Source organism: Mesorhizobium calcicola, from assembly GCF_042682105.1.
Taxonomy (GTDB): Bacteria; Pseudomonadota; Alphaproteobacteria; order Rhizobiales; family Rhizobiaceae; genus Mesorhizobium; species Mesorhizobium calcicola.
Window position 1 is genome coordinate 135,111 of record NZ_JBHUGY010000076.1, and the last position, 21,236, is coordinate 156,346.

Annotated in this window: 24 protein-coding genes; 12 read left to right on the forward strand and 12 right to left on the reverse strand. The window is 63.8% G+C overall.

Annotated elements, in window-relative coordinates; translation table 11 throughout:
* Positions 1-12 precede the first annotated feature (12 nt).
* Positions 13-1,296 (forward strand): cystathionine gamma-synthase family protein, encoded by a 1,284-nt coding sequence (locus tag ACFSQT_RS37395; RefSeq protein ID WP_379027034.1) that lies wholly within the window; start codon positions 13-15, stop codon positions 1,294-1,296.
* Positions 1,297-1,513: 217 nt separating this feature from the next.
* On the forward strand, positions 1,514-1,954 hold the full coding sequence (locus tag ACFSQT_RS37400) for a CHRD domain-containing protein (RefSeq protein WP_379027035.1): 441 nt from the start codon (positions 1,514-1,516) through the stop codon (positions 1,952-1,954).
* A 110-nt stretch (positions 1,955-2,064) separates the two neighbouring features.
* On the opposite strand, the gene ACFSQT_RS37405 is transcribed toward ACFSQT_RS37400, so the two are convergent.
* The 3 genes from ACFSQT_RS37405 to ACFSQT_RS37415 all read right to left on the reverse strand — a co-directional run bounded on the left by ACFSQT_RS37405 (position 2,065) and on the right by ACFSQT_RS37415 (position 5,907).
* Positions 2,065-3,714, reverse strand: a complete 1,650-nt coding sequence (locus ACFSQT_RS37405; protein WP_379027036.1) for a thiamine pyrophosphate-binding protein — start codon at positions 3,712-3,714, stop codon at positions 2,065-2,067.
* On the reverse strand, positions 3,711-4,886 hold the full coding sequence (locus tag ACFSQT_RS37410; protein WP_379027037.1) for a CaiB/BaiF CoA transferase family protein: 1,176 nt from the start codon (positions 4,884-4,886) through the stop codon (positions 3,711-3,713). The genes ACFSQT_RS37405 and ACFSQT_RS37410 overlap by 4 nt, the downstream gene beginning before the upstream one ends.
* Positions 4,887-4,974: 88 nt before the next feature.
* A complete protein-coding gene (locus ACFSQT_RS37415; protein WP_379027038.1) occupies positions 4,975-5,907 on the reverse strand; it encodes an alpha/beta fold hydrolase in 933 nt (310 codons plus the stop codon).
* A gap of 188 nt (positions 5,908-6,095) precedes the next feature.
* On the opposite strand from ACFSQT_RS37415, the gene ACFSQT_RS37420 reads away from it, so the two are divergent.
* Together ACFSQT_RS37420 and ACFSQT_RS37425 are read left to right on the forward strand one after the other, a co-directional pair.
* The gene (locus tag ACFSQT_RS37420) at positions 6,096-7,103 is read left to right on the forward strand and encodes a ribonuclease T2 family protein (protein WP_379027039.1); all 1,008 of its coding nucleotides are present in this window, start codon (positions 6,096-6,098) and stop codon (positions 7,101-7,103) included.
* Between the two features lie 86 nt (positions 7,104-7,189).
* Complete coding sequence (locus ACFSQT_RS37425) at positions 7,190-7,633, forward strand: hypothetical protein (RefSeq protein WP_379027040.1); 444 nt, start codon at positions 7,190-7,192, stop codon at positions 7,631-7,633.
* Between the two features lie 124 nt (positions 7,634-7,757).
* Here the strand turns inward: ACFSQT_RS37425 and ACFSQT_RS37430 are convergent, their stop codons facing one another.
* Complete coding sequence (locus ACFSQT_RS37430) at positions 7,758-9,044, reverse strand: GGDEF domain-containing protein (RefSeq protein ID WP_379027083.1); 1,287 nt, start codon at positions 9,042-9,044, stop codon at positions 7,758-7,760.
* Positions 9,045-9,316: 272 nt separating this feature from the next.
* Here ACFSQT_RS37430 and ettA point away from each other — a divergent pair, with 272 nt between their 5' ends.
* From ettA to ACFSQT_RS37455, 5 genes are all read left to right on the forward strand, one after another.
* A complete protein-coding gene (ettA, locus tag ACFSQT_RS37435) occupies positions 9,317-10,966 on the forward strand; it encodes an energy-dependent translational throttle protein EttA (protein WP_379027041.1) in 1,650 nt (549 codons plus the stop codon).
* Between the two features lie 46 nt (positions 10,967-11,012).
* Positions 11,013-11,780, forward strand: a complete 768-nt coding sequence (gene tam / locus ACFSQT_RS37440; RefSeq protein WP_379027042.1) for a trans-aconitate 2-methyltransferase — start codon at positions 11,013-11,015, stop codon at positions 11,778-11,780.
* 103 nt (positions 11,781-11,883) lie between these two features.
* Positions 11,884-12,219 carry a hypothetical protein gene (locus tag ACFSQT_RS37445; protein ID WP_379027043.1) on the forward strand — a complete coding sequence of 112 codons (336 nt, stop codon included), beginning with the start codon at positions 11,884-11,886 and terminating at the stop codon, positions 12,217-12,219.
* 105 nt (positions 12,220-12,324) lie between these two features.
* On the forward strand, positions 12,325-13,446 hold the full coding sequence (locus tag ACFSQT_RS37450) for a beta-ketoacyl-ACP synthase III (protein ID WP_379027044.1): 1,122 nt from the start codon (positions 12,325-12,327) through the stop codon (positions 13,444-13,446).
* A 202-nt stretch (positions 13,447-13,648) separates the two neighbouring features.
* Positions 13,649-14,065, forward strand: coding sequence for a GFA family protein (locus ACFSQT_RS37455; RefSeq protein WP_379027045.1), 417 nt, complete (start codon positions 13,649-13,651; stop codon positions 14,063-14,065).
* Positions 14,066-14,092: 27 nt separating this feature from the next.
* On the opposite strand, the gene ACFSQT_RS37460 is transcribed toward ACFSQT_RS37455, so the two are convergent.
* The 3 genes from ACFSQT_RS37460 to ACFSQT_RS37470 all read right to left on the reverse strand — a co-directional run bounded on the left by ACFSQT_RS37460 (position 14,093) and on the right by ACFSQT_RS37470 (position 15,630).
* On the reverse strand, positions 14,093-14,659 hold the full coding sequence (locus ACFSQT_RS37460; protein ID WP_379027046.1) for a methyltransferase family protein: 567 nt from the start codon (positions 14,657-14,659) through the stop codon (positions 14,093-14,095).
* A 119-nt stretch (positions 14,660-14,778) separates the two neighbouring features.
* Positions 14,779-15,177 (reverse strand): VOC family protein, encoded by a 399-nt coding sequence (locus ACFSQT_RS37465; RefSeq protein WP_379027047.1) that lies wholly within the window; start codon positions 15,175-15,177, stop codon positions 14,779-14,781.
* Between the two features lie 30 nt (positions 15,178-15,207).
* Complete coding sequence (locus ACFSQT_RS37470) at positions 15,208-15,630, reverse strand: tautomerase family protein (protein WP_379027048.1); 423 nt, start codon at positions 15,628-15,630, stop codon at positions 15,208-15,210.
* Between the two features lie 195 nt (positions 15,631-15,825).
* Here ACFSQT_RS37470 and ACFSQT_RS37475 point away from each other — a divergent pair, with 195 nt between their 5' ends.
* Both ACFSQT_RS37475 and ACFSQT_RS37480 read left to right on the forward strand, forming a co-directional pair.
* On the forward strand, positions 15,826-16,383 hold the full coding sequence (locus ACFSQT_RS37475; protein WP_379027049.1) for a TetR/AcrR family transcriptional regulator: 558 nt from the start codon (positions 15,826-15,828) through the stop codon (positions 16,381-16,383).
* 16 nt (positions 16,384-16,399) lie between these two features.
* Positions 16,400-17,017, forward strand: coding sequence for an MOSC domain-containing protein (locus ACFSQT_RS37480; RefSeq protein ID WP_379027050.1), 618 nt, complete (start codon positions 16,400-16,402; stop codon positions 17,015-17,017).
* 69 nt (positions 17,018-17,086) lie between these two features.
* Here the strand turns inward: ACFSQT_RS37480 and ACFSQT_RS37485 are convergent, their stop codons facing one another.
* From ACFSQT_RS37485 to ACFSQT_RS37495, 3 genes are all read right to left on the reverse strand, one after another.
* Positions 17,087-17,926: an SDR family oxidoreductase gene (locus ACFSQT_RS37485; protein ID WP_379027051.1), complete on the reverse strand. Its 840-nt coding sequence runs from the start codon at positions 17,924-17,926 to the stop codon at positions 17,087-17,089.
* Positions 17,927-18,076: 150 nt separating this feature from the next.
* Positions 18,077-19,036, reverse strand: a complete 960-nt coding sequence (locus tag ACFSQT_RS37490) for a D-amino acid aminotransferase (RefSeq protein ID WP_379027052.1) — start codon at positions 19,034-19,036, stop codon at positions 18,077-18,079.
* 10 nt (positions 19,037-19,046) lie between these two features.
* Entirely contained in the window at positions 19,047-19,577 is a 531-nt protein-coding gene (locus ACFSQT_RS37495; RefSeq protein WP_379027053.1) for an aromatic amino acid lyase, read from the reverse strand.
* 218 nt (positions 19,578-19,795) lie between these two features.
* On the opposite strand from ACFSQT_RS37495, the gene ACFSQT_RS37500 reads away from it, so the two are divergent.
* On the forward strand, positions 19,796-20,314 hold the full coding sequence (locus tag ACFSQT_RS37500) for a hypothetical protein (protein ID WP_379027054.1): 519 nt from the start codon (positions 19,796-19,798) through the stop codon (positions 20,312-20,314).
* Positions 20,315-20,328: 14 nt separating this feature from the next.
* Here ACFSQT_RS37500 and ACFSQT_RS37505 read toward each other — a convergent pair whose 3' ends face one another.
* Together ACFSQT_RS37505 and tsaA are read right to left on the reverse strand one after the other, a co-directional pair.
* Complete coding sequence (locus ACFSQT_RS37505) at positions 20,329-20,643, reverse strand: DUF2293 domain-containing protein (RefSeq protein ID WP_379027055.1); 315 nt, start codon at positions 20,641-20,643, stop codon at positions 20,329-20,331.
* Positions 20,640-21,179 (reverse strand): tRNA (N6-threonylcarbamoyladenosine(37)-N6)-methyltransferase TrmO, encoded by a 540-nt coding sequence (tsaA, locus tag ACFSQT_RS37510; RefSeq protein ID WP_379027056.1) that lies wholly within the window; start codon positions 21,177-21,179, stop codon positions 20,640-20,642. Before tsaA ends, ACFSQT_RS37505 begins: the two co-directional genes overlap by 4 nt.
* Positions 21,180-21,236: the final 57 nt, after the last annotated feature.

Below are 21,236 nucleotides of genomic sequence, written 5' to 3' on the forward strand. Positions count from 1 at the left end.
CAGGAAAAAGCCATGACCGCGCCGCGCCCGTCGAAAACCCATATCGGCAACCACAAGCTTCACCCGGAGACGCTGATGCTGAGCTACGGCTTCGATCCGCAGCTTTCGGAGGGCGCGGTCAAGCCGCCGGTGTTCCTGACCTCGACCTTCGTGTTCAAATCGGCGGAAGAGGGACGCGACTTCTTCGACTATACCTCCGGCCGCAAGGAGCCGCCGAGCGGCACGGCGTCTGGCCTGGTCTATTCGCGCTTCAACCACCCCAACAGCGAAATCGTCGAGGACCGGCTGGCGATCTACGAGGGGACGGATGCCTGCATCCTGTTTTCGTCCGGCATGTCGGCGATCGCAACGACACTGCTCGCCTATGCCCGGCCGGGCGACGTCATCCTGCATTCGCAGCCGCTTTATGGCGGCACCGAGACGCTTTTGACGCGCACGCTTTCCGGCTTTGGCATTGGTGCTGTCGGCTTCGCGGATGGCGTCGACGAGACGGCGGTGCGCGCAGCGGCCGACGCTGCAGTCGCGAAGGGCCGGGTCTCGGTCATCCTGATCGAGACGCCATCAAATCCGACCAACAGCCTGGTCGACATCGCGCTGATGCGCAAGATCGCCGACGAGATCGGCGCCGGCCAAGGGGCGACGCCGATCATCGTCTGCGACAACACGCTGCTCGGACCGGTGTTCCAGAGGCCGATCGAACATGGCGCCGATGTGTCCGTCTATTCGCTGACCAAATATGTCGGCGGCCATTCCGACCTGATCGCGGGTGCCGCCATGGGCAGCAAGGGGGTCACCAAGCCGATCAAGGCGCTGCGCGGCGCAATCGGCACGCAGCTCGACCCGCACTCCTGCTGGATGCTCGGCCGCTCGCTGGAGACGCTGTCGATCCGCATGGAGCGGGCCAACGACAATGCACGCCTGGTCGCCGAATTCCTGCGCGATCATGCCAAGGTCGAGAAAGTGCATTATCTGCCGTTCCTGGGCGAGGACACGTCAGCCGGCCGCACCTACAGGGCGCAGTGCAGCGGTGCCGGCTCGACCTTCTCCTTCGATATCAGGGGCGGGCAGCAGGCGGCTTTCGCCTTCCTCAACGGACTGCAGATCTTCAAGCTGGCGGTGAGCCTTGGCGGAACGGAGTCGCTTGCCAGCCACCCCGCGGCCATGACCCATTCGGGCATTCCCTTCGACGTGCGCCAACGTATCGGCGTGCTGGAGACCACGGTCAGGCTGTCGATCGGTGTCGAGCACCCGGACGATCTGATCGCCGACCTGACGCAAGCACTGGCCGCCGTCTGAACCGTCGCCGGATCGTCTCGGCAGCGAGGCAGAAGCACGGTCCTGGTTGATCAGCCGGCGTTGAGGCGGATAATCGCAGGAGGGCGGCCAACGCCTCTCTCTTCATCGGTCATCACATATACGTGCGCCAAGGATACTTTTGGCCGGCCGACCGTTGTGCTTGTGCATCCGTGCGCGGGGGGCCGCAGGGGTGTCACATCCAACGGAGGTTTCCAAAATGCGCATGCATTCCCTTTCGCCGATCGTTTCGGCGCTTGCCGTCTCTGCTTCTATCTTCCTTGCCTCGCCAGCCCTAGCCGACATGGAAAAGTTCACCGCGGCGCTCGATGGCGGTCAGCAGAACCCGCCGGTCACCACGAAGGGCAAAGGCACGGCCACTCTCACGTTCGACACGGCCAAGAAGAAGCTTAGCTGGAACGTCAAATATTCCGGCCTCAGCGGGCCGGCGACGGCCGCGCACATTCACGGCCCGGCGGCGATGGGTGAAAACGCTGGACCCGTCATCCCGTTCAAAAAGCTGAAAAGCCCGATCAAGGGATCGGAGACGTTGACCGATGCCCAGGCGGCCGACCTTGAGGCCGGCAAATATTATGTCAACGTCCACACCGCCGCCAACAAGGACGGCGAGATCCGCGGCCAGATCGAAAAGGCGAAGTAGGGTAACGTCGCCCCGAGGGCGACTGTGGCTGTATCAACGCGAGATTTGCGGGACAGCGTCCCCTCTGTCCAAGCGGGATAGAGGGGACGTGTTCGACCTATGCCGTTGGCTTATGCCTTGTCGCGGATCTGGGTCATCGTCCGGGTCGGCGTGATCGCCTCGGGGTCGAGCCTGATCTCGACGATCGCCGGCTTGCCGCTGGCGCGGGCACGCTCGAAGGCGGGGGCGAAATCCGCCGTCTTCTCGACCGTTTCGCCATGGCCGCCATAGGCGCGGGCCAAGGCCGCAAAGTCCGGGTTTTTGAGATCAGTGGCCACGACGCGGCCGGGATATTCGCGCTCCTGGTGCATGCGGATGGTGCCGTAGATGCCGTTGTTGACGATGATCACGATGATCGGCAGGTCGTACTGCACGGCGGTGGCGAATTCCTGTCCGTTCATCAGGAAGCAGCCGTCACCGGCAAAGGCAATCACATCGCGGTCCGGATAGAGCGCCTTTGCGGCGACCGCGGCCGGAGTGCCGTAGCCCATCGAGCCCGAGGTGGGCGCGGCCTGCGTGCCGAAGCGGCGGGAGCGGTAGAAGCGATGCACCCAGGTGGCGTAGTTGCCGGCGCCGTTGGTCAGGATGGCGTCGTCCGGCAGCGCCTTTTCCAGATAGTCCATGATCGGCCCCATCTGGACGGCGCCGGGGCCGGTCTGGGGTGGCGTAGACCATTCGAGATAGGCCGCATGCAGCTTCGCCGTTTCGTCCGCCCAGGCATGGGCGCCGGCCGGCTTGCGTTTCGCGAATGCCGTGACGAAAGCGGATGGCGAGGCGTTGATCGCCAGCGTCGGGCGATAGACGCGGCCGAGCTCGCCGGCATCGGCATGGACATGCACCAGAGCCTGGTCGGGATATGGGCTTTTCAGCAGCGTGTAGTCGGAAGACGGCATTTCCCCCATGCGGCCGCCGATCAGAAGCACGACATCGGCCTGCTTGATCCCGGCCGCCAGCTTCGGGTTGATGCCGATGCCGACATCGCCGGCATAATTGGGATGAAGATGGTCGAACAACATCTGGCGGCGGAAAGAGCAGCCGACGGGGAGCGACCACGCTTCGGCGATCGTGCGCATCCGCGCCACGGCTTCCTCGTCCCAGCGCGTCCCGCCAAGGATGACGAACGGGCGCTTCGCGCCGGCGAGCAGCATTTCCAGCGCATCGAGCTCAGCTTCGCCGGGATGCGTCTCCACCGGCGTATACGGAAGGGCTTCCGGCGCCTCGACCTCGCTGGTCAGCATGTCCTCGGGCAGTGAGATGACCACGGGGCCGGGCCTGCCTGACGTTGCCACCGCGAAGGCGCGGGTGACGAATTCCGGGATGCGCGAGGCATCGTCGATCTCGACCACCCATTTGGCGATATCGCCGAAGAACCTGACGTAATCGACCTCCTGAAAGGCCTCGCGCTCCTTGGCGTGGCTGGCGACCTGGCCGATGAACAGGATGACGGGAACCGAATCCTGCATGGCGATGTGGATGCCGGCAGAGGCGTTGGTGGCGCCGGGGCCGCGGGTGACGAAGCAGATGCCGGGCTTGCCGGTCAGCCGTCCCTGGCAGTCGGCCATCATCGCGGCACCGCCTTCCTGGCGGCAGACGATGGTGCGGATGGGCGAGTCATGCAGCGCGTCGAGCACAGCGAGGTAGGATTCGCCGGGCACGCAATAGATGCGGTCGGTGCCGTTGGCTTCGAGCGCGTCGACGATCAGTTGTCCGCCGGTCTTCATTGTCCAGACTTCTCCAGTTCGGCAAGGATTTCTTGCGTGTGCTCACCCAGGCGCGGCGAGGGGCGCTCATAGACAAGCGGCGTGCCAGACATGACCATCGGTGCGCGCACCGACGGCAGAAGATTGCCATGGCCGTCGTCGAGGTCGAGCCGCATGCCGCGCGAGATGGTCTGCGGATCGGCGAACATCTGGCCGATCGTGTTGATCGGGCTCGCCGGCACGCCGGCCACTTCCAGCTTTGCCAGCAGCGGGTCGCGGTCAAAAGCCTTCAGCGCCTCGATCACGTGTTCGCGCAGCCTGGCCCGGTTGGCGACCCGCGCGGGGTTGGTGGCGAAATCGGGATTTGCAGGCAAATCGTCCAGCCCGACGGCGGCACAGAACTTGGCGAACTGGCCGTCATTGCCGACGGCCAGGATGATGTGGCCGTCCCTGACCGGCACCACCTCATAAGGGGCGATGTTCATATGCGCATTGCCCATCTGTACCGGTGACTTGCCGGAAACGAGATAGTTCAGGTTCTGGTTGCCGAGCGCCGAGATCTGGGTGTCGAAGAGCGCCATGTCGATGTGCTGGCCTTGGCCGGTCTGTTCGGCATGGCGAAGCGCCGCCTGGATGGCGATGACCGAATAGAGGCCGGTGAAGATGTCGGAGATGGCGACGCCGGCCTTTTGCGGCTCGCGGCCGACCTCACCGGTGATCGACATCATGCCGGCCATGGCCTGGATGATGAAGTCGTAGCCGGCGCGTGGCGCGTAGGGCCCATCCTGGCCGAAGCCGGTGATCGAGCAATAGACGAGGCGGGGGTTGATCTTGCGCAGGCTGTCGAAGTCGAGGCCGTATTTCTTCAGGCCGCCGAGCTTGAAATTCTCGATCAGCACATCCGACGTCGCGACCAGCCGGCGCACGGTCTCGGCGCCCTCCGGCGTCGAGAAGTCGATGGCGATGGAGCGCTTGCCGCGATTGCAGGAATGATAGTAGGCGGCCGACAGGTTCTCGCCGTCCTTGCCCATGACGAAGGGCGGGCCCCATTTGCGGGTGTCGTCGCCGCCATCGGGGCTTTCGACCTTGATGACATCGGCGCCCAGATCGGCAAGCAATTGCCCTGCCCAAGGTCCCGCAAGGATGCGGGCGAGTTCGACGACGCGGACGCCTTTCAGCGGGGGCTCAGTCATAAATCACCGTGTTGATCGCAAGCAGAGCCTCTATCAAGCCCGGCGATGGCTGTCACGGCCCTTGCAATGGGCCAACGTGCCGGCCGGGTTATGATTTCAGCACACCGTCGGCCCAGGCAGCGAAATCGTCCATGATGATGTCGCGGTTCACCTCGTTCAGGCTTTCGTGGCGGGTGTCGGCGTAAACCTTTGAAACGAGATTCGAAAAGCCCATCTTGCGCATGCGATTGGCAAGGTGGGTGATCCCTTTGCCGTAATCCGATGCGGGGTCCTTTTCGCCACCAACAATGCCGACGGGGAGGTCGCGCCTGATGCCGGCAAAGCCGGCATCCTTGCCGCCGGTGAGCGCCATGCCGACGACGTCGCGCCACATCGACACCGAGGCATCCCAGCCGCACAGCGGATCGGCGATGTATTTCGCCACTTCCGCCTCGTCGCGCGACAGCCAGTCGAACAGTGTGCGGTGGTTGGGCACCGCCTTGCCCCAGGCCTGGAAGGTGAGTTTCGGCAGCAGGCGCGATGGGACATCCGAGCCCAGCCGCATCCTCTCCCAGCCGAGAATGCCCAAGGCCAGCTGGCCGAGCAGGCCTTGAGAGAAATCGCCGTTCCAGATCGCGGCCGCATGAACGCGCGGCGAGTGGCGCAAAAGGAAGTTCAGCGCCACGGACGCACCCATCGAATGGCCGAAAAGGATGACCGGCAGGTCCGCCTTTTCGCTGGCGATGAGATCATGAATGGCGTCGACATCGGCGATCACCTTGGCGGGGCCGTCCTTGTCGGCGAACCTGCCGAGCGGCGCGTCGGGCGCCTTGGTCGCGCCATGGCCGCGATGATCGTGGACATAGACATGGAAGCCACGCGGGGAGAGAAAATCGGCGAACCGGGCATAGCGCGCGGCGTGCTCGGCCAGTCCATGGTTGATCTGGACGACGGCACGCGGCCGGCCATCGGCCTGCCTGACGAAGAGATTGAGATCGGCACCCGTCGGCGAGCGAACCACGCGCTGCTGGCTGAAAGACATGCGGCTCGGTCTCCAGGTTCTGACCGCCATCGTGGCGCCGGCTTTGTTTGCGCCGGCGCCGGTTGTGCGTCAATCCGCCCTGCCTGCTTTTCCGCGACGATGTTTCTTGCGTTTGGCCAGCAAAATATCGCAATTCTGACATGGAGACAGCTTCAGTCTGTCGCCCACTTCTCAGCCGGGGATTTCTTATGCGCATTGGTGTCGTTTTCGGATTGGCCATGCTGGCGGCGTCGCTGGCCAGTGCGGCGCATGCCGACGTCAAGATGAGCGGTACGTTTGTTGCCGATGCGGCCTGTCCGGCGACGCAAGCCATCAAGAACGGCAAGAACCCCGGCAATGTCTCGACCGATGCCGGACAGAGCTACCAGCTGCTTGCCGGCAACAAGGATGCGCCGACGCATTATCTGATCCTGGTGCCGGGCGCCGACCCGGAGCGCCGCTGGGTTAAGGTCAGTTGTGGCCATGTCTCCGGCAGCAGCGCCGCGACGGTGCCGGCAGCACCTGGCGGGCAAGGCAAGCCGGCGGCGTCGGGCAAGCCCGAATATGTTTTCGCGCTGAGCTGGCAGCCGGCCTTTTGCGAGACCAAGTCGAGCAAGACCGAATGCAAGGCGCAGAGCGCTGGCGATTTCGACGCGACGCATTTCACCTTGCACGGGCTGTGGCCGCAGCCGAACGGCAATTTCTATTGCCAGGCGACGGCAGCCGAAAAGGCCAACGACAATCCGGCCCACTGGAAGGACCTGCCGCCGGTCAATTTGGATACCAACACCCGCACGGAACTCGATCAGGTGATGCCGGGGACCGCTTCCCATCTCGAGCAGCATGAGTGGATCAAGCACGGCACCTGCTACGGCAAGAGCCAGCAGGACTATTTTTCCGACGCGCTCAATTTGATGCGCGCGGTGAACAGTTCGCCGGTGCGCGATCTCTTTGCCAAGAACATTGGCGGGAAGCTGACGGCGGACCAGATCCGCGGCGCCTTCGACAGCGCCTTCGGCACTGGGGCCGGGGATCGTGTCCGCGTCTCCTGCGTCATCGATCCGTCAAGCGGCAGGCGGCTGATCGGCGAACTGACGCTTGGCCTTGCCGGCCCGATCGGCCCCGACAGCTCGCTCAAGGACCTGTTGCTGGCTTCGGTGCCGACCAACAAGGCCGGCTGCCCGACGGGAACCGTCGACGCGATCGGATTCCAGTAAGCACCTGCCGAACGGAGACGCCCGACTGTCGCTTTGCCGCGTCGTGGTGCTGTCTTGCATCGCGCATCATTCGGGCGGGGGTCGCAATGGATGGCATGACGAGCGGCGCGCTGGCGCGGCTGGCTTTCTGGGCCAGGGGAATGGTCGCCATCAGTGACGGCCGCATGGAATGGCCGGGCTTTTCCTATGCCGACGCCGAGTGGGCGCGGATGCGGACACTCTCCGAGCCGATCGGTGCCGGCACCTACCAGCTGTTCACCATCGTCAATGCGGTGATCTTCATCATTCTTGCGGCGCTCGGCATTTTCGGCGTTTTCCTGCCGTTGGCGACAGTGCTGTTTCCCGTGCCGGCGGAAACCAGCGCGCTGAAGTTTTCGCTGCTGCTGGCCGCTGCGCCTTCCTCATCATCGGGCTTGGCCTGCCGGTCTCGATGCGCCTTTCGGCTGTGCTGGTGGCCAGCTAGGCGGTGCGTGCGGCGCTGGTTTCCGCACCCGGCGACGGGGCAGCCGGGCCGGTCATCACCGCACTGAAATGGCTGGCGATCGCGCTGATGGCGGTCTCCACGGTGGCCGGCATTCGGCGGCAGAAAAAGTCGCCGTAAGCGCATAGCTCAAGCACGATCTTATCCGAAAACCGGATTCCACTTTTCGTGCTTTAGCTTTGAGCGGATTTGGTCCACGCAATGGCTGTGTCGGCCTCGTGGCCGCCCGGCTCGCCGACGACGCGGTCGCGCCCGGTCGACTTGGCCTTGTATAGGCGCTGGTCGGCAAGCGCGAACAGGTCGGCAAGGCAGCGCGTCGTTTCGCTGACGCTGGAAACGCCGGCGCTAACGGTCAGGTCGAAGCGGCTGGTGGTGGCGGAGGCCTTGACGGCGTAGCGGATGCTTTCGCCAAACAGCCTGGCGACCGAGTGCGGACGCGAACTGAGGATGGCGAATTCCTCGCCGCCGATCCGGAACACCTGGTCTTCGGCGCTTGCCGCTTCGCCGAGCAGGGTTGCAACGGCTTTCAGCACCTTGTCGCCTTCGGCATGGCCGAAACGGTCGTTGATCGATTTGAAATGGTCGACATCGATGATCAGCAGGCTAAGCGGCCTGGCCGTGCGCAGGCTGACCTGAACGGCTGCTTCACCGTCGCTGTCGAAGCGCCCCCTGTGCAGCAGGCCGGTCAGTCCATCACGGCCGACATGTTCGACCAGCGCTTCATAGCGCTCGCGATAGGTCAGCGTGTCGAAGATGTCGGTCAGGCCGCGCGGCGCCGCGATCTGGCGCTCCTCGAACCATCTGAGATAGGCCACGAGCATGGTGCTGAAGGTCAGCGCGGCGGCCATCTTGGCGAACCAGCCGCCGAAAAAGACCGCAATCGGCGCGCCGGCGACAAAATGCAGCGCGGTGAAGAACCCGGCCTGGTCGAAGGTGAGCACGCAGGCGACCGAAATCAGGATGCGCACGAACTGTGCCTTGCGCAGGTAACGCCCGAGCTTTTCATAGAGCAGGATGATCAGGATGGCGTCGATGACGAGCAGCGTCGTGCCCCACACCATCAGCCAGCCCATCTCGTCGATGAAGCCGATGTCGGGCAGCCTGCCGTCGGGAAGCGCGGCGATGTCGTGCAGGCGAAGGAGCAGCACCAGCCCGATCATCAGCGCATTGCCGAGCAGCAGGCCATAGATCGGCTGACGGACGGTGGCGGCGTCCTCCTTCATATAGAGCAGCAACAGCATCACCAGCTTGCCCGAAAACAGCACCGCCGAGCCCGGTGAGACCATGCCGAACGGCAAGGCGACGTAGAAGACGCTGGCGAGGTAGGTCTCGAGGAAGTGCATGACGCCGAGCGCGCAGACGAAGACGCCGAGGCCAATGCGTTTCCTGAAGCGGAAAAGCGTCACCATGACGCTGAAGTAGACGACCGCTTCGGCAAGGAGCAGGAAACTGTTCAGCAACGCCGTCGATCCGATCTTTCTGCTGAAATCGCAAACCAGCGATTCCACGCCGATCCTGTTTTGACGCGGAAGGGTTAACCGGAGCTTTCAGCGCGCCGGTGACCGGTGGAAAACTTCAGCGATTGGCGGACACTTCCGCGTGTGACCGGCTCTATGCGGCAAAAGCGATTGCCGTTCGCCGCCGCATCGCCTACATAGCGGCCAACCTCCATTCAATTTGACAAATCCAGTCAGTTTCTCTGGGCCAGTCAGTTTTTTCAGGGAAAGCGCGCGTGGCACGCCAGTTCATCTATCACATGGCCGGCCTCAACAAGGCCTATGGCACCAAGAAGGTGCTCGAGAACATCCATCTGTCCTTCTATCCGGATGCCAAGATCGGCATTCTCGGCCCCAACGGCGCCGGCAAATCGACGATCCTCAAGATCATGGCCGGGCTCGACAAGGAGTGGAACGGCGAAGCGTGGCTCGCCGAAGGCGCCACCGTCGGCTACCTGGCGCAGGAGCCGGCGCTCGATCCGAAGAAGACCGTGTTCGAGAACATCATGGAGGGCGTCGCCGCCAAGACCGCCATCATCGAACGCTACAACGAACTGATGATGAACTATTCCGACGAGACGGCCGACGAGTCGGCCAAGCTCCAGGACGAGATGGACCGGCTGAACCTGTGGGACCTTGAACAGCAGGTCGAGATGGCGATGGAAGCGCTGGGCTGCCCGCCCAAGGAGGCCGACGTCACCAAGCTGTCGGGCGGCGAGCGCCGCCGCGTCGCGCTCTGCCAGCTCTTGCTGCGCCAGCCTGACCTTTTGCTGCTCGACGAACCGACCAACCATCTCGACGCCGAGACCACGGCGTGGCTGGAAAAACATCTGCGCGCCTATCCGGGCGCCGTGATGATCATCACCCACGATCGCTACTTCCTCGACAATGTCACCGGCTGGATCCTTGAGCTCGACCGCGGCCGCGGCATTCCCTATGAGGGCAACTACACCAAGTACCTGGAAGCCAAGGCCAAGCGGCTCAAGCAGGAAGGCCGCGAGGACGACGCCCGCCAGCGCGCCATCGGCCGCGAGCGCGAATGGATCCAGTCGAGCCCCAAGGCCCGCCAGACCAAGTCCAAGGCGCGTATCCAGGCCTTCCAGGATCTTCTGGATGCGGCCGACAAGCGGCGGCCTACCGATACCCAGATCGTCATCCCGCATGGCGAGCGGCTCGGCAATGTGGTGATCGAGGTCGACGGCCTGTCGAAGGGCTTTGGCGACACGCTGCTGATCGATGGCCTGGAATTCAAACTGCCGCCCGGCGGCATCGTCGGCGTCATCGGCCCGAACGGCGCCGGCAAGACGACACTGTTCCGCATGATCACCGGCCAGGAAAAGCCGGATGCCGGCACGGTCCGCATCGGCGAGACGGTCAAGCTCGGCTATGTCGACCAGAGCCGCGATGCGCTCGATCCGTCAAAGACGGTCTGGGAAGAGATTTCCGGCGGCGCCGAAGTGGTCAAGCTCGGCAAGTTCGAGGCCAACACGCGCGCCTATTGCGCGTCGTTCAACTTCCGTGGCGGCGACCAGCAGCAGAAGGTCGGCAACCTGTCCGGCGGCCAGCGCAACCGCGTGCACCTGGCAAAGATGCTGAAGACCGGCGGCAACGTGCTGCTGCTCGACGAACCGACCAACGATCTTGATACGGAAACGCTGGCGGCGCTTGAGGACGCGCTGGAAAACTTCGGCGGCTGCGCGGTCATCATCTCGCACGATCGCATGTTCCTCGATCGCCTGGCGACGCACATTCTCGCCTTCGAGGGCGACAGCCATGTCGAATGGTTCGAGGGCAATTTCGAGGATTACGAACAGGACAAGATCCGACGGCTCGGGCCGGATGCGGTCAATCCGCACCGCATGACCTACAAGAGGCTGACGCGGTAAGGGGTTTTTCGGGCGGCGAATTCTCAAAACGACATGAGGAGCTCACATGGCCGATTGGTCCGCCGCCCAATATCTGAAGTTCGAGGACGAGCGCACGCGACCCGCGCGTGATCTCGTAGCACAAGTGCCGGTGGACTTCCCGCGCCGGGTCGTCGACATCGGCTGCGGGCCGGGCAACTCGACCGAGCTGCTTGTCGAGCGCTGGCCGAATGCGCGAGTGAGCGGTTTCGACACGTCGCCCGACATGATCGAGAAGGCGAGGGCGCGGCTGCCTGACATCACCTTTGACCTGGCAGACGCCTCCAAATGGCAACCGGCCGAGCCGGTCGACGTGATCTTCGCCAATGCGGTGTTCCAGTGGCTGCCGGAGCATCCGGCGGTCTTCCAGCGGCTGATGGGTTTTCTCGCTCCAGGCGGCGCGCTCGCCATCCAGATGCCCGACAATATGGGCGAGGACTCTCACCGCCTGATGCGGGAAACCGCCGCCGAGATGCCATTTGCCGACAGGCTCAAGGACGCGGCGCGCGCGCCGTTGCCGCCCGTGTCGTTCTATTATGACCTCCTGTCGCCGCTCAGCGATCGGCTGGACATCTGGCACACCGTCTACAACCACCCGCTTGCCGACGCCGAGGCGATCGTCGAATGGGTGAAGGCGACCGGCTTGAAACCGTTCCTCGAACCGCTCGAGGCGGACGAGCGCGAAATGTTCCTCGGCAGCTACACGGCCAAGATCGCCAAGGTCTATCCCAGGACGGCGAACGGCAAGGTACTTTTGCGCTTTCCGCGCATTTTCATCGTCGCCAAGCGGGCCTGATTATCCACGTTGCATAGCGCCGATTGTGGCCGCTTGACCCGGTTTCACCGCCGTGCGCATGTCATCACGTTGGGATCGCGGTGGCCCGCGTGGCAGGGGGTGGATGATGACACTGAAAACGGTGCTCTTCGGCGGCGTGTGCGCGGCGGCACTTCTGGCATTCTCGATCGCGGCGGAGGCCAAGCGAGCGCGCTGCTTCACCAGCGATGACGGTTATTTCCCGTGCAGCTATCGCGCGATCGATGATGCGGGCAGCTTCCGCATCTCAGCGCCGGGCTACCCGACCTATGTGCTCGAGATCGACGGGCCGGGCTTTGCCTATGGCTATGTCAATCTCGGCCGCCGCAACATACCGTTGCCGGGGCAGTTCGTGCGCAGCCGCGATGATGGCGCCTGCTGGAACAATCCGCAGACCAACACCAAGCTCTGCGCCTGGTGAACCGGGCTTAAGTTGGCGTAAACCGCCTCAGTGAGAAAAGTGTTGCGCCGGAGCGTTCCGGCGCCCACATGAAGCCGCAACGCCTGCGGATGGGACGGACTGGACATGCATCGCGTCATCATCAGCGGCATCGGCGTTGAAATCCCTGAACCCACGATCACCAATGAAGAACTGGTCACCAGCTTCAATGCCTGGGTCGACATGGAGAATGCGCGCCGCCAGGGCAGCGACGAGCCGCCACTGGCGAAATCGGACAGCGACTTCATCGTCCACGCCTCGGGCGTGCGCACCCGCCATGTGATCGAGCGCGAAGGCATTCTCGACCCGACCCGGATGGCGCCGCGCATTCCGGTACGGCCCGACGACGCGCTGTCGCTCGAGGCCGAGTTCGGCATCGCCTCGGCGAGGAAAGCGCTCGACCATGCCGGGCTGAAGCCGTCCGATGTCGACCTGGTGATCTGCTCGGCCTCGCATCACCAGCGGCCCTATCCGGCGATCGCCATCGAAATGCAGGAGGCGCTGGGCACCAAGGGCGCCGGCTTCGACATGGGACTTGGCTGCTCTTCCGCGGCGGCCGCCCTTCACATGGCGGTTAATTTGGTGCGCTCGGGCGCGCACAAGCGCATTCTGGTGACGACGCCAGAAATCATCACCGGGCATCTCAATTTCCGCGATCGGCAGACGCATTTCATCTTCGGCGATGCCTCGGTGTCGATGGTGGTGGAGGGGCTGGCGCAGGGCGACAAACGGCCGGGGCGTTTCGAGGTGCTGGACACACGCATCTGGACGCAAATGTCGAACAACATCCGCACCAATCTGGGCTACCACACCCGCACCGCCCAGGATGATCCCTACATGATCAATCTGGAAGGCAATCTGATCAAGCAGGTCGGCAACAAGGTGTTCAAGGAAGTCACCGTCGCCGGGCAGAAGTTCATCGTCGAATTCCTGGCCGAGCACGGGCTGACGCCGCAGGCGGTCAGGCGCTTCTGGCTGCATCAGGCCAATGCGCGCATGAACGCCATGATCCTGAAACTGTCGTTCGGCCACGAGGTCGACCACGACCGCGCGCCGATGGTGCTGGAACGGCTGGGCAACACGGCGGGCGCCGGCGCCATCGTTGCGCTGTCGGAGAACCATGCCGACATGAAGCCCGGCGATTTCGGCTTGATCTGCGCGTTTGGCGCGGGATATTCTATCGGTGGCGCGCTTCTGAGAATGCTCTAGACAAGGGCATTCGATTATCAGCCGGCCACGAACGGCGGCGTCCTGCGCTTCCGGCAGTCACATGCCTCCGTTCCGGCCCCCGGTGGCTTCGCGCCCGTCATCCTGCTCCCCCTCAGCCTGACCTGACTCTCGACACCCCCCGTGTCGGAGAGTGTCTCAGTTTGAATCCATGCGATCTCGCTTCAACAAAGGAGGTTTTCCAATGACTGATGCCCGATGCAATTGCGGCGCTCTCACGCTTGCGCTTCCTGGACCGTCAAAACTGGTCGTCGCCTGTCATTGTCTCGACTGCCAACGCAGAACCGGCGCGCCGTTCAGCGTCGGCGCCTTTTACCCGGTCGACACTGTTGCCATCTCTGGAACTGCGAAAGAGTTCACCCGCGATGCGGCAAGCGGTGGCAAGGTCCACACCTACTTTTGTCCAAACTGCGGATCGACGGTCTATTGGAAGGCCGACAATCTGCCGGCGCTGATCGGCGTTGCAGTCGGTGCGCTGGCGGACCCAAAACACCCGCCCCCTGTCAGATCGGTTTTCGAGCGGTCGAAACATGATTGGGTTCAGATTGACGGCGCCGTCCAACATTTCCAGCAAAGCAGTGCGGCAAAGAAGTCGAGCTGAGGCGCGAGCTGGCGTTCAACTGCCGTGTCAGGCTGGTGCGAATGGGACCAGCATCGGGATGCGCCTGGCGTAGTCGTCATAGGCGGTGCCGAGTTCGCGGCGCAGAAAGCGCTCCTCCAGTCTTGCCTTCATCACGATGCCGATGGTCAGCAGGACGGCGCCGACAACACCCCAGACCGTGCCCTTCGCCGCCATGGTGGCAAGGATGGCCAAAAGCAGTCCTGTGTAGATCGGGTGGCGGACGAAGCCGTACGGGCCGGTGTCGACGACACGGTGCTCGGCCTTGGCGGTGACAGTGCCTGACCACAATCGGCCGAGATGCAGGCGCGCCCACCAGCAGAAGGCGAGACCACTGGCGATCAGCGCGACGCAGATCCAGGCCTCGGCGAGGTTCGGGGCCCACAGGCGAAGCCATCCGACATAGTCATGTGGCGGAATGAAGAGCAGCATCGTGCCGAGCACCATCATCACCCGGTAGGGTGCCTCGGCCTGAAACCCGGCGCGCTTTTGCGCCGGGTCGGCCCAGAGGGCGGCAGCAAGCCACGACACCAGCCAGATCAGCCAAAGCAGCGCGATTGCCATCCCTGGACGCATGAGAACCTCCGCGGACTTGGTCCGGACGCCACCATGAAGCCAGCGCAGCACGTCAGCAATGCGGCGCTGCGTGGGACAGGTTCCATTCCGGGTAAGAAGATCGTGATCCGGGCTACACTTCATTCGTTGAGACAGCTGAACATCCATTGCACGCCAAAAGCGTCGACCAGCATGCCGAAGCTGGTTCCCCAATATTGCCGCGCCAGGGGCACGGTGATCCGGCCGCCCGTACTCATGCGGCCGAAGAGCTCCTGCATGGCGGGCAGGCTGTCGAATTCCAGACAAAGGGCGGAGCCTTTCATCGGCTCCGCATCATCATTGTCCGAGGCATGGAACAGCACGCCCTGACCTTCGAACCGCGCATGAAGCACCTTTCCGCGCATGGCTTCGGTTCGCACCGGCATGTGGTTGTCGCCCCAGCGCAGCAGGATTGTTGCCCGGCCAAGACCGCACTTTTCGTAGAAGGCCAGTGCCGGCTCGCAATTGGTGGTGAAGAACAGCGAAGGGGAGAGCCGCATCGGTCCACTCCTGTCATCGCAGCCGCCAAGTCATTGCGCTGCGGCTATTGCGGCAGCGACAAGCGCCTCGCCTGAATATTGCCTGCTGCCGATGCCCCAGCCGCCGTCAGGCGCATTGACGATGTTGATCCAGGTGTTTTCAGGCCGGTGGCCGGGCACGCAGAGCTCGCCGACAATCCCGGCGGCCGCGGTGATGAAGGCATTGCGGGCTTCGATTGAAGCCAGGCCGACGTTGGGCAGCTTCAGCTCGACCATGACGACCGGGCGATTGGCGCCACCGGCATAGATGCGGTGCAGCGGCAGGACGTGGACCGTGCCGCCGACGATCGCGGTGAAGAACGCATTGCCGGTGGCGCCAGAGGCTTCGATGAGGGCGGCGCTGAGACGCGGCAGGATCTCGCGTTCTCCGGCTTCGGTCAGCACGCCTTCGGGCGCGGTCACGGTGATGGGCATTTGGCTCTCCTTTTCGCTGGTTTCCATGGTGTTCCGGCGGATATGTCTTCCGGCTTGCCATGTTTCGTATCAATTGTTACGTTACGGAGAGAAGGCGAGTCAACAGGTTTCGTATCGATCACTATGGATAATTTGGAAAAGCCTCGGGGTGGCCGGCCGCGCGCATTCGATCCCGACCGGGCACTGGATGCCGCGATGCATCTGTTCTGGGAGCATGGCTATGAGGCGACGTCGCTGGCCATGCTGCGCGAGGCGATGGGGCTGACGCCGCCGCAGATCTACAATGCCTTCACCGACAAGGAGACTTTGTTCCGCAGGGCGCTGACGCGCTACCACCAGACCGAGATCGGTTTTGCGCTGCAGGCGCTGGGCGCGCCGGTGCCGACCGGGGAGGCGGTGCGGCGCTTGCTGCTCGGAGCGGCGGAGGCTTACTCCAGGCCCGGCAAGCCGGGTGGCTGCCTGTTCGTCAGCGGTGCGCTCGCGGCTTCGCCGCAGGCGCAAGCCATCGCCGATGAACTCAAGGGTTATCGCAAGGCAAGTGAAGCGGCGATCGCCGAGCGGCTGGCCAAGGGCCGGGCAGTGGGCGACCTGCCGGAAGGTCTCTCAATCGAGGGCTTCGCCAAATATCTGGCGGGTGTCATGAACGGCATGTCGATCCAGGCGCGAGACGGAGCCTCGGCAGAAGAGTTGCGCAATTTGGCCCAAACCGCTCTTGCGGCCTTGCCGGTCGAAGGGCAAAACCAAGGCGTCTGATTGAAGGAAGCACGCTATGCTGGATCTCTTCCCGGAAGCGGAAAAGCCGATCGAAATCGTGCCGGCGCGCAAGCTTGCCGCCAAGGTGGCAGCGCTTTACCTCGCGCCATCGGATCATTTCGAGACGCGCCCGGTCGATGCGTTGCGGCTGGGCTTCGATGGCATATCAGGCGATTTCCATGCCGGCGCGACGCGCCGCTCGGGCGGGCGCGAGCCCTGGTACCCGCGCGGCACCGAAATCCGCAACGAGCGGCAATTGTCGATCGCGGCAGCGGATGAACTGGCTGTCGTCGCCGAACGCATGGGCCTGGTCGCGATCAAGCCGGAATGGATCGGCGCAAACCTTTTGATCGAAGGTGTGCCGCATTTGTCGATGCTGCCGGCCGGCACGCTCCTGTTCTTCAAGGACGGCGTGACCATCAAGGTCGATGCACAGAACGGGCCTTGCCGCATCGCCGGCCGCTCGATCGCCGAACATGCAGGGATGGCCGACGTCGAGGCCGGCGCGCTACTGTTCCCGAAAGCGGCTAAGCGGCTGCGAGGCATTGTCGCCTGGGTCGAGAAGGCGGGAATGATCAAGGCCGGCGAGGAGATATCTGTGCGGGTGCCCGAGCAGTGGATTTATCAGAGCTAGCTAAATGCTCGCCCTCGCACAGGCAGGGGCTACGCCGCGAGGGCGGCGCAGCCAAAAGCGCTGGCGGCCTTAACCCTTGCGGTTCTTTTTCGCGCCCTGCGCCATGATGGAAACGTCGTCCCACTTTTCCCAGGTGGCGATGCGGTTGGCGAATTCCTGTTTGATCATCGGCAGGCCGCCATCGCCGAAGAACACCCTGAGCGGCGGCTCGGCGGCATCGACGATGGCCAGCATCGCCGGGCGGGTGGCCTCGGGATCGCCGGCGACCGAATTGGCGCGGCGCTCGGCCATCTTGGCGCGGGCGGGCGCATAGGCCTCGATCGCCTTGGAAACCTTGGCCGACGGGCCGGCCCAGTCGGTGGAGAAGCCGCCGGGCTCGACCAGCGTCACATGGATGCCGAATTCCGCGACCTCGATGCCGAGCGACTGGCTGAAGGCTTCCAGCGCCCATTTCGAGGCATGGTAGAGACCGAGCGAGGCAAAGGCATTGACGCCGCCGATCGACGAGATCTGGATGATGTGGCCGGAGCGCTGCGCCCGCATGATCGGCAGCGCGGCCTGGGTGACCCAAAGCGCGCCGAACACATTGGTTTCGATCTGGTCGCGGGCTTCCTGTTCGCTGACTTCCTCGATGGCGCCGAAATGGCCATAGCCGGCATTGTTGATGACGACGTCCAGTCGGCCAAAGCGCTTGTGCGCCTCGGCGACAGCGGCATCGACGGCCTTCTTATCGGTGACGTCGAGCTTGATGGCGGCAATCTTGTCACCGTACTTCTCGACGAGATCGGCGAGTGTGCCGGTATCGCGGGCAGTCGCCGCAACGCTGTCGCCACGGGCGAGTGCGGCCTCGGCCCAGACGCGGCCAAAGCCCTTCGACGATCCGGTGATGAACCAAACCTTGCTTGTCATGATGTGGAGTCCTTGCCCCTGCGGGCGTGATTTCGGATGAAAGCGGAGGCTTCTCCGCTTTCGGGCATATACGGTCGATCCCGGGCTTTTCCAGAGGCGGGGGAAATCTTTTTGAACAAGACGCGCCCGTAGAACAAGAAATTGGGTCGATCAGGGATAAATCACCGGGCTCGACCATGCCGGGTCGTCGTGCTTCTCCCAGTAGAGTGCCATCAGCCGGCTGGTGACCGGTCCAACCTTGCCGTCGGCGATCCGGGCGCCGTCGATCTCCGTCACCGGCATGATGCCGCCGGCGGTCGAGGTGATGAAGACCTCGTCTGCCTCGCGCAGCGCGGCGACACTGACATCGGCGGCGGTGGCGGCGAGACCTTGTTCAGCGCAGAGATCGAAGACGGTGCGCCGGGTGATGCCGGGCAGCACGCCAATGGCCGGCGTCGACAGTTTGCCAGCCTTGACGCAGAAGACGTTGAAACCCGGACCTTCCGCGACATTGCCGTTGAAATCGAGAATCAGCGCGGTTTCGGCGCCGCGGTCATAGGCATCGTAGAGGCCGCGCACCAGATCGAGCCAGTGGTAGTTCTTGATCGCTGGGTCGATCGAGGCCGGCGGGATGCGCACCTTGTCGCTGATGGCGACACGCAGGCCGCGCCGCAACTGCTCGGCATTGGCGACCGAACCGAACGGCACGGCGAACGCCATGAAGCGGTTGACCGCCTGGCTCGGGTCGCGGCTGAAGGTCGGCGAGGCGCCGCGCGTGCACAGCATTTCGACATAGGCGGCACGATGACCGGACAGCGCCACGCAATTGTGCAGGATTTCGCTTACGCCTTCGCGGTCGAAGGGTATTGTCATGCGCAGCTTTTCCAGCCCAGCGAAGAAGCGGTCGAGATGCAGGTCGAGGCGGAAGAAGCGACCGTTCCAGACATGCACGGTGTCGTAAGTGGCGTCGGAATGCAGAAAACCCCAGTCCAGCACCGAGATCTTGGCTTGCGACATCGGCAGGTACTGGCCGTCGAGGAAGGCGACGCCGTCGGGATAGGAATGCGGGTCGACGTGGCGGGCCGAAACGGATGGCAGAGTTTCTGTTTGCAGATCGTTGGTGCTGCTCATCTCGCCTCCGTCAGGTCGTTTCGCCGGCGCCATCGCCGCGGCCTATCATCGCCGCGATGCCGGCGACATCGCTGCCCAGTTCCCGGTCCTCCTCGAGAGGAGCGACCCGATCGCGCACCGCCCTGTAGGCCTCGTCGGCGCCGCAGCCCAATTTGTCCGCCACCCCGCGGATCTCCGCGGCGCAAGGGGAAATGCCGGTACCGCCGGCTGCCATGCCGCCGATCCGCACCGCCATCATCGCGCGTACGGCCTCCTGCGGCAAAGCCGGCCCAAAGCCGACGGAATGACCAAACGAAACCCGGCGTTGATAGGCAACCAGATCCGCCTCGCTGAGTGGCGTATCCACGGCGGCGCCGAGTGCCGTGGTCAGCCCGTAGACGGGACGGTTCTCTGCCGCGTGGCGTTCTATCACCGCGCGGCTGGCTCGGATCAGCGCGTCCACCTCGGGCGAGACCTCGACCAATGCATGGCGGCGGGCAATGGCGGCAATGTCCTGCGTCTTGAGCGGCGCTGCGGTCAGTCGGATGAATGTCGATGTCATTGGTCCCTCAATTTCGGCAATGGAATTTCCCTCGATGTAGCCGAGGAACCCGCTGCTTGCGGATCGACATAGCGGTGGGAATGAAATGGCACCGTGGTAGGGTATCGGGCCGCGGCAGGGAGCATAGAGCCAAGGGCGCTGCGTCATTCGTCCTCCGTGATCGTGTGGCTGTTGCATTAGGATTGCCTTATGATGCGGACAAACGCTGGGAGGGGTACATGGGCAAGCGGACAGGGCTTTGGGCCGTCATTGTTCCAGGTTTCATTGTAGTCAGTGCGAGCGCTGCCTTCGCTCAGTGCGCGCGCGAAGGCGAGGAATTGTGCCAGGGCGGCCAGACCTATCGCTGCGAGAAGACCGGCAGTGAGTTGACACCGATCTTCCAGAATGTCCCTTGCGCGGTGAACGTGCCGGCGCAGACGCTGACCGGCACCTGGGTCGGCAGCGGTCACCAGAGTCCGGCGGGTGACGCCGGCGCCGACTGGTCGATCGCCATGACGATCAGGGATGACGGCGCGTCGATCGATTATGCGTCACTTGGCTGCGGCGGATCGCTGTCGCAGACGTCGAGGGATGAGACGTCGGCGGAATTCCACGAGAGCATCACCTCTGGTCAGGACAAGTGCATCGACGGCGGTGACATCACCGTCAGGTTTTTCAAGGGAAATCTGTCCTGGACGTGGGTCGGCAAGGCCGATGGCCAGCCCTACAATGCGGTCGCCGTGCTGACACGGCAATAAACCGGCTGATCGCCTCATTCTTCCTCGTCGTCGGCGTCGAGCAGGCGTGTCGCGCGCCAGCGAGTGAGCATGATGTTGGTCTGTTCGATGACGAAGAAACGCGCCGAGTCGCGGTCATAGCCTTCGGCAAGCAGTTTTTCGTAGTCGGTGTGTACGTGGCGGATGTGGGCAATGGTCGCCAGCCACACGGCAATCGTCGGCGGCAGGGTCTTCATGTGAACCGAGCCGGCATCAGCGCGGATCCTCTCCATGTCGGCATAGGGTGCCAGCGGCAGAAGTGTCGTCAGCGCCTTGGCGATGGCGCGACGGCGTCCAGTCGGCGCTCTCATCGCCGAACCCCATTGGGCTCGTCACGTCCTTCGATGATCGCCTCGGCGAAGGCATCGGTCGAGGCGAAATAGGGCTTGATGTCGATGACCGGCGTGCCGTCGAGCACATCGATGGCGTCGAGATCGAGGCGCCCCGTGCCGATGTCGAGCCCGACGAGCCTGGCCACATGCAAGCCTACCGGGTTCGGCCGGGCAGGGGAGCGCAGGCCGAATACGCCTTTCGCTTCAGCCGCATGGCGCGGTTTCTGCACAATCAGAGTCCGCGGCGCATGGTGCAGCCACGACAGGATGATGATGTGGCTGGCGCGCTCCAGGCCCTGCAGGCCGCTGCGATAGGGCACGTCGACGGTCAGCACCGCCGGCTGGCCGGCCTCGCGCGCGGCGCGCATGTTCTTCGGGCAGGTCTCCCGCGTCGTCCATGGCGAGGTGATGCGGCCGATGAAGACGACCCCACCATCCGGCGGCATCGTTGCCGGATCATGGTCCAGCCTCTGCTCGCCTTCGCGCACTTCGAACATCTCACGCGGTCCGATCATTTGGCCTGGCTTCTCCGAACGCCACGCAAGCGGCATTTTCTTGTCCGGAAGCGACAT

Excerpts from the sequence above, each read along its gene's own strand:
- ACFSQT_RS37485 (WP_379027051.1), bottom strand. The coding sequence starts at position 17,926 with ATGACAAGCAAGGTTTGGTTCATCACCGGATCGTCGAAGGGCTTTGGC.
- ACFSQT_RS37420 (WP_379027039.1), top strand. The coding sequence starts at position 6,096 with ATGCGCATTGGTGTCGTTTTCGGATTGGCCATGCTGGCGGCGTCGCTG.
- ACFSQT_RS37445 (WP_379027043.1), top strand. The coding sequence starts at position 11,884 with ATGATGACACTGAAAACGGTGCTCTTCGGCGGCGTGTGCGCGGCGGCA.
- ACFSQT_RS37415 (WP_379027038.1), bottom strand. The coding sequence starts at position 5,907 with ATGTCTTTCAGCCAGCAGCGCGTGGTTCGCTCGCCGACGGGTGCCGAT.
- ACFSQT_RS37495 (WP_379027053.1), bottom strand. The coding sequence starts at position 19,577 with ATGACATCGACATTCATCCGACTGACCGCAGCGCCGCTCAAGACGCAG.
- ACFSQT_RS37480 (WP_379027050.1), top strand. The coding sequence starts at position 16,400 with ATGCTGGATCTCTTCCCGGAAGCGGAAAAGCCGATCGAAATCGTGCCG.
- ACFSQT_RS37425 (WP_379027040.1), top strand. The coding sequence starts at position 7,190 with ATGGATGGCATGACGAGCGGCGCGCTGGCGCGGCTGGCTTTCTGGGCC.
- ACFSQT_RS37475 (WP_379027049.1), top strand. The coding sequence starts at position 15,826 with ATGCATCTGTTCTGGGAGCATGGCTATGAGGCGACGTCGCTGGCCATG.
- tam (WP_379027042.1), top strand. The coding sequence starts at position 11,013 with ATGGCCGATTGGTCCGCCGCCCAATATCTGAAGTTCGAGGACGAGCGC.
- ACFSQT_RS37405 (WP_379027036.1), bottom strand. The coding sequence starts at position 3,714 with ATGAAGACCGGCGGACAACTGATCGTCGACGCGCTCGAAGCCAACGGC.
- ACFSQT_RS37410 (WP_379027037.1), bottom strand. The coding sequence starts at position 4,886 with ATGACTGAGCCCCCGCTGAAAGGCGTCCGCGTCGTCGAACTCGCCCGC.
- ACFSQT_RS37450 (WP_379027044.1), top strand. The coding sequence starts at position 12,325 with ATGCATCGCGTCATCATCAGCGGCATCGGCGTTGAAATCCCTGAACCC.
- ACFSQT_RS37465 (WP_379027047.1), bottom strand. The coding sequence starts at position 15,177 with ATGCGGCTCTCCCCTTCGCTGTTCTTCACCACCAATTGCGAGCCGGCA.
- ACFSQT_RS37395 (WP_379027034.1), top strand. The coding sequence starts at position 13 with ATGACCGCGCCGCGCCCGTCGAAAACCCATATCGGCAACCACAAGCTT.
- ACFSQT_RS37400 (WP_379027035.1), top strand. The coding sequence starts at position 1,514 with ATGCGCATGCATTCCCTTTCGCCGATCGTTTCGGCGCTTGCCGTCTCT.
- ACFSQT_RS37505 (WP_379027055.1), bottom strand. The coding sequence starts at position 20,643 with ATGAGAGCGCCGACTGGACGCCGTCGCGCCATCGCCAAGGCGCTGACG.
- tsaA (WP_379027056.1), bottom strand. The coding sequence starts at position 21,179 with ATGATCGGACCGCGTGAGATGTTCGAAGTGCGCGAAGGCGAGCAGAGG.
- ACFSQT_RS37470 (WP_379027048.1), bottom strand. The coding sequence starts at position 15,630 with ATGCCCATCACCGTGACCGCGCCCGAAGGCGTGCTGACCGAAGCCGGA.
- ACFSQT_RS37490 (WP_379027052.1), bottom strand. The coding sequence starts at position 19,036 with ATGAGCAGCACCAACGATCTGCAAACAGAAACTCTGCCATCCGTTTCG.
- ACFSQT_RS37455 (WP_379027045.1), top strand. The coding sequence starts at position 13,649 with ATGACTGATGCCCGATGCAATTGCGGCGCTCTCACGCTTGCGCTTCCT.
- ACFSQT_RS37500 (WP_379027054.1), top strand. The coding sequence starts at position 19,796 with ATGGGCAAGCGGACAGGGCTTTGGGCCGTCATTGTTCCAGGTTTCATT.
- ACFSQT_RS37460 (WP_379027046.1), bottom strand. The coding sequence starts at position 14,659 with ATGCGTCCAGGGATGGCAATCGCGCTGCTTTGGCTGATCTGGCTGGTG.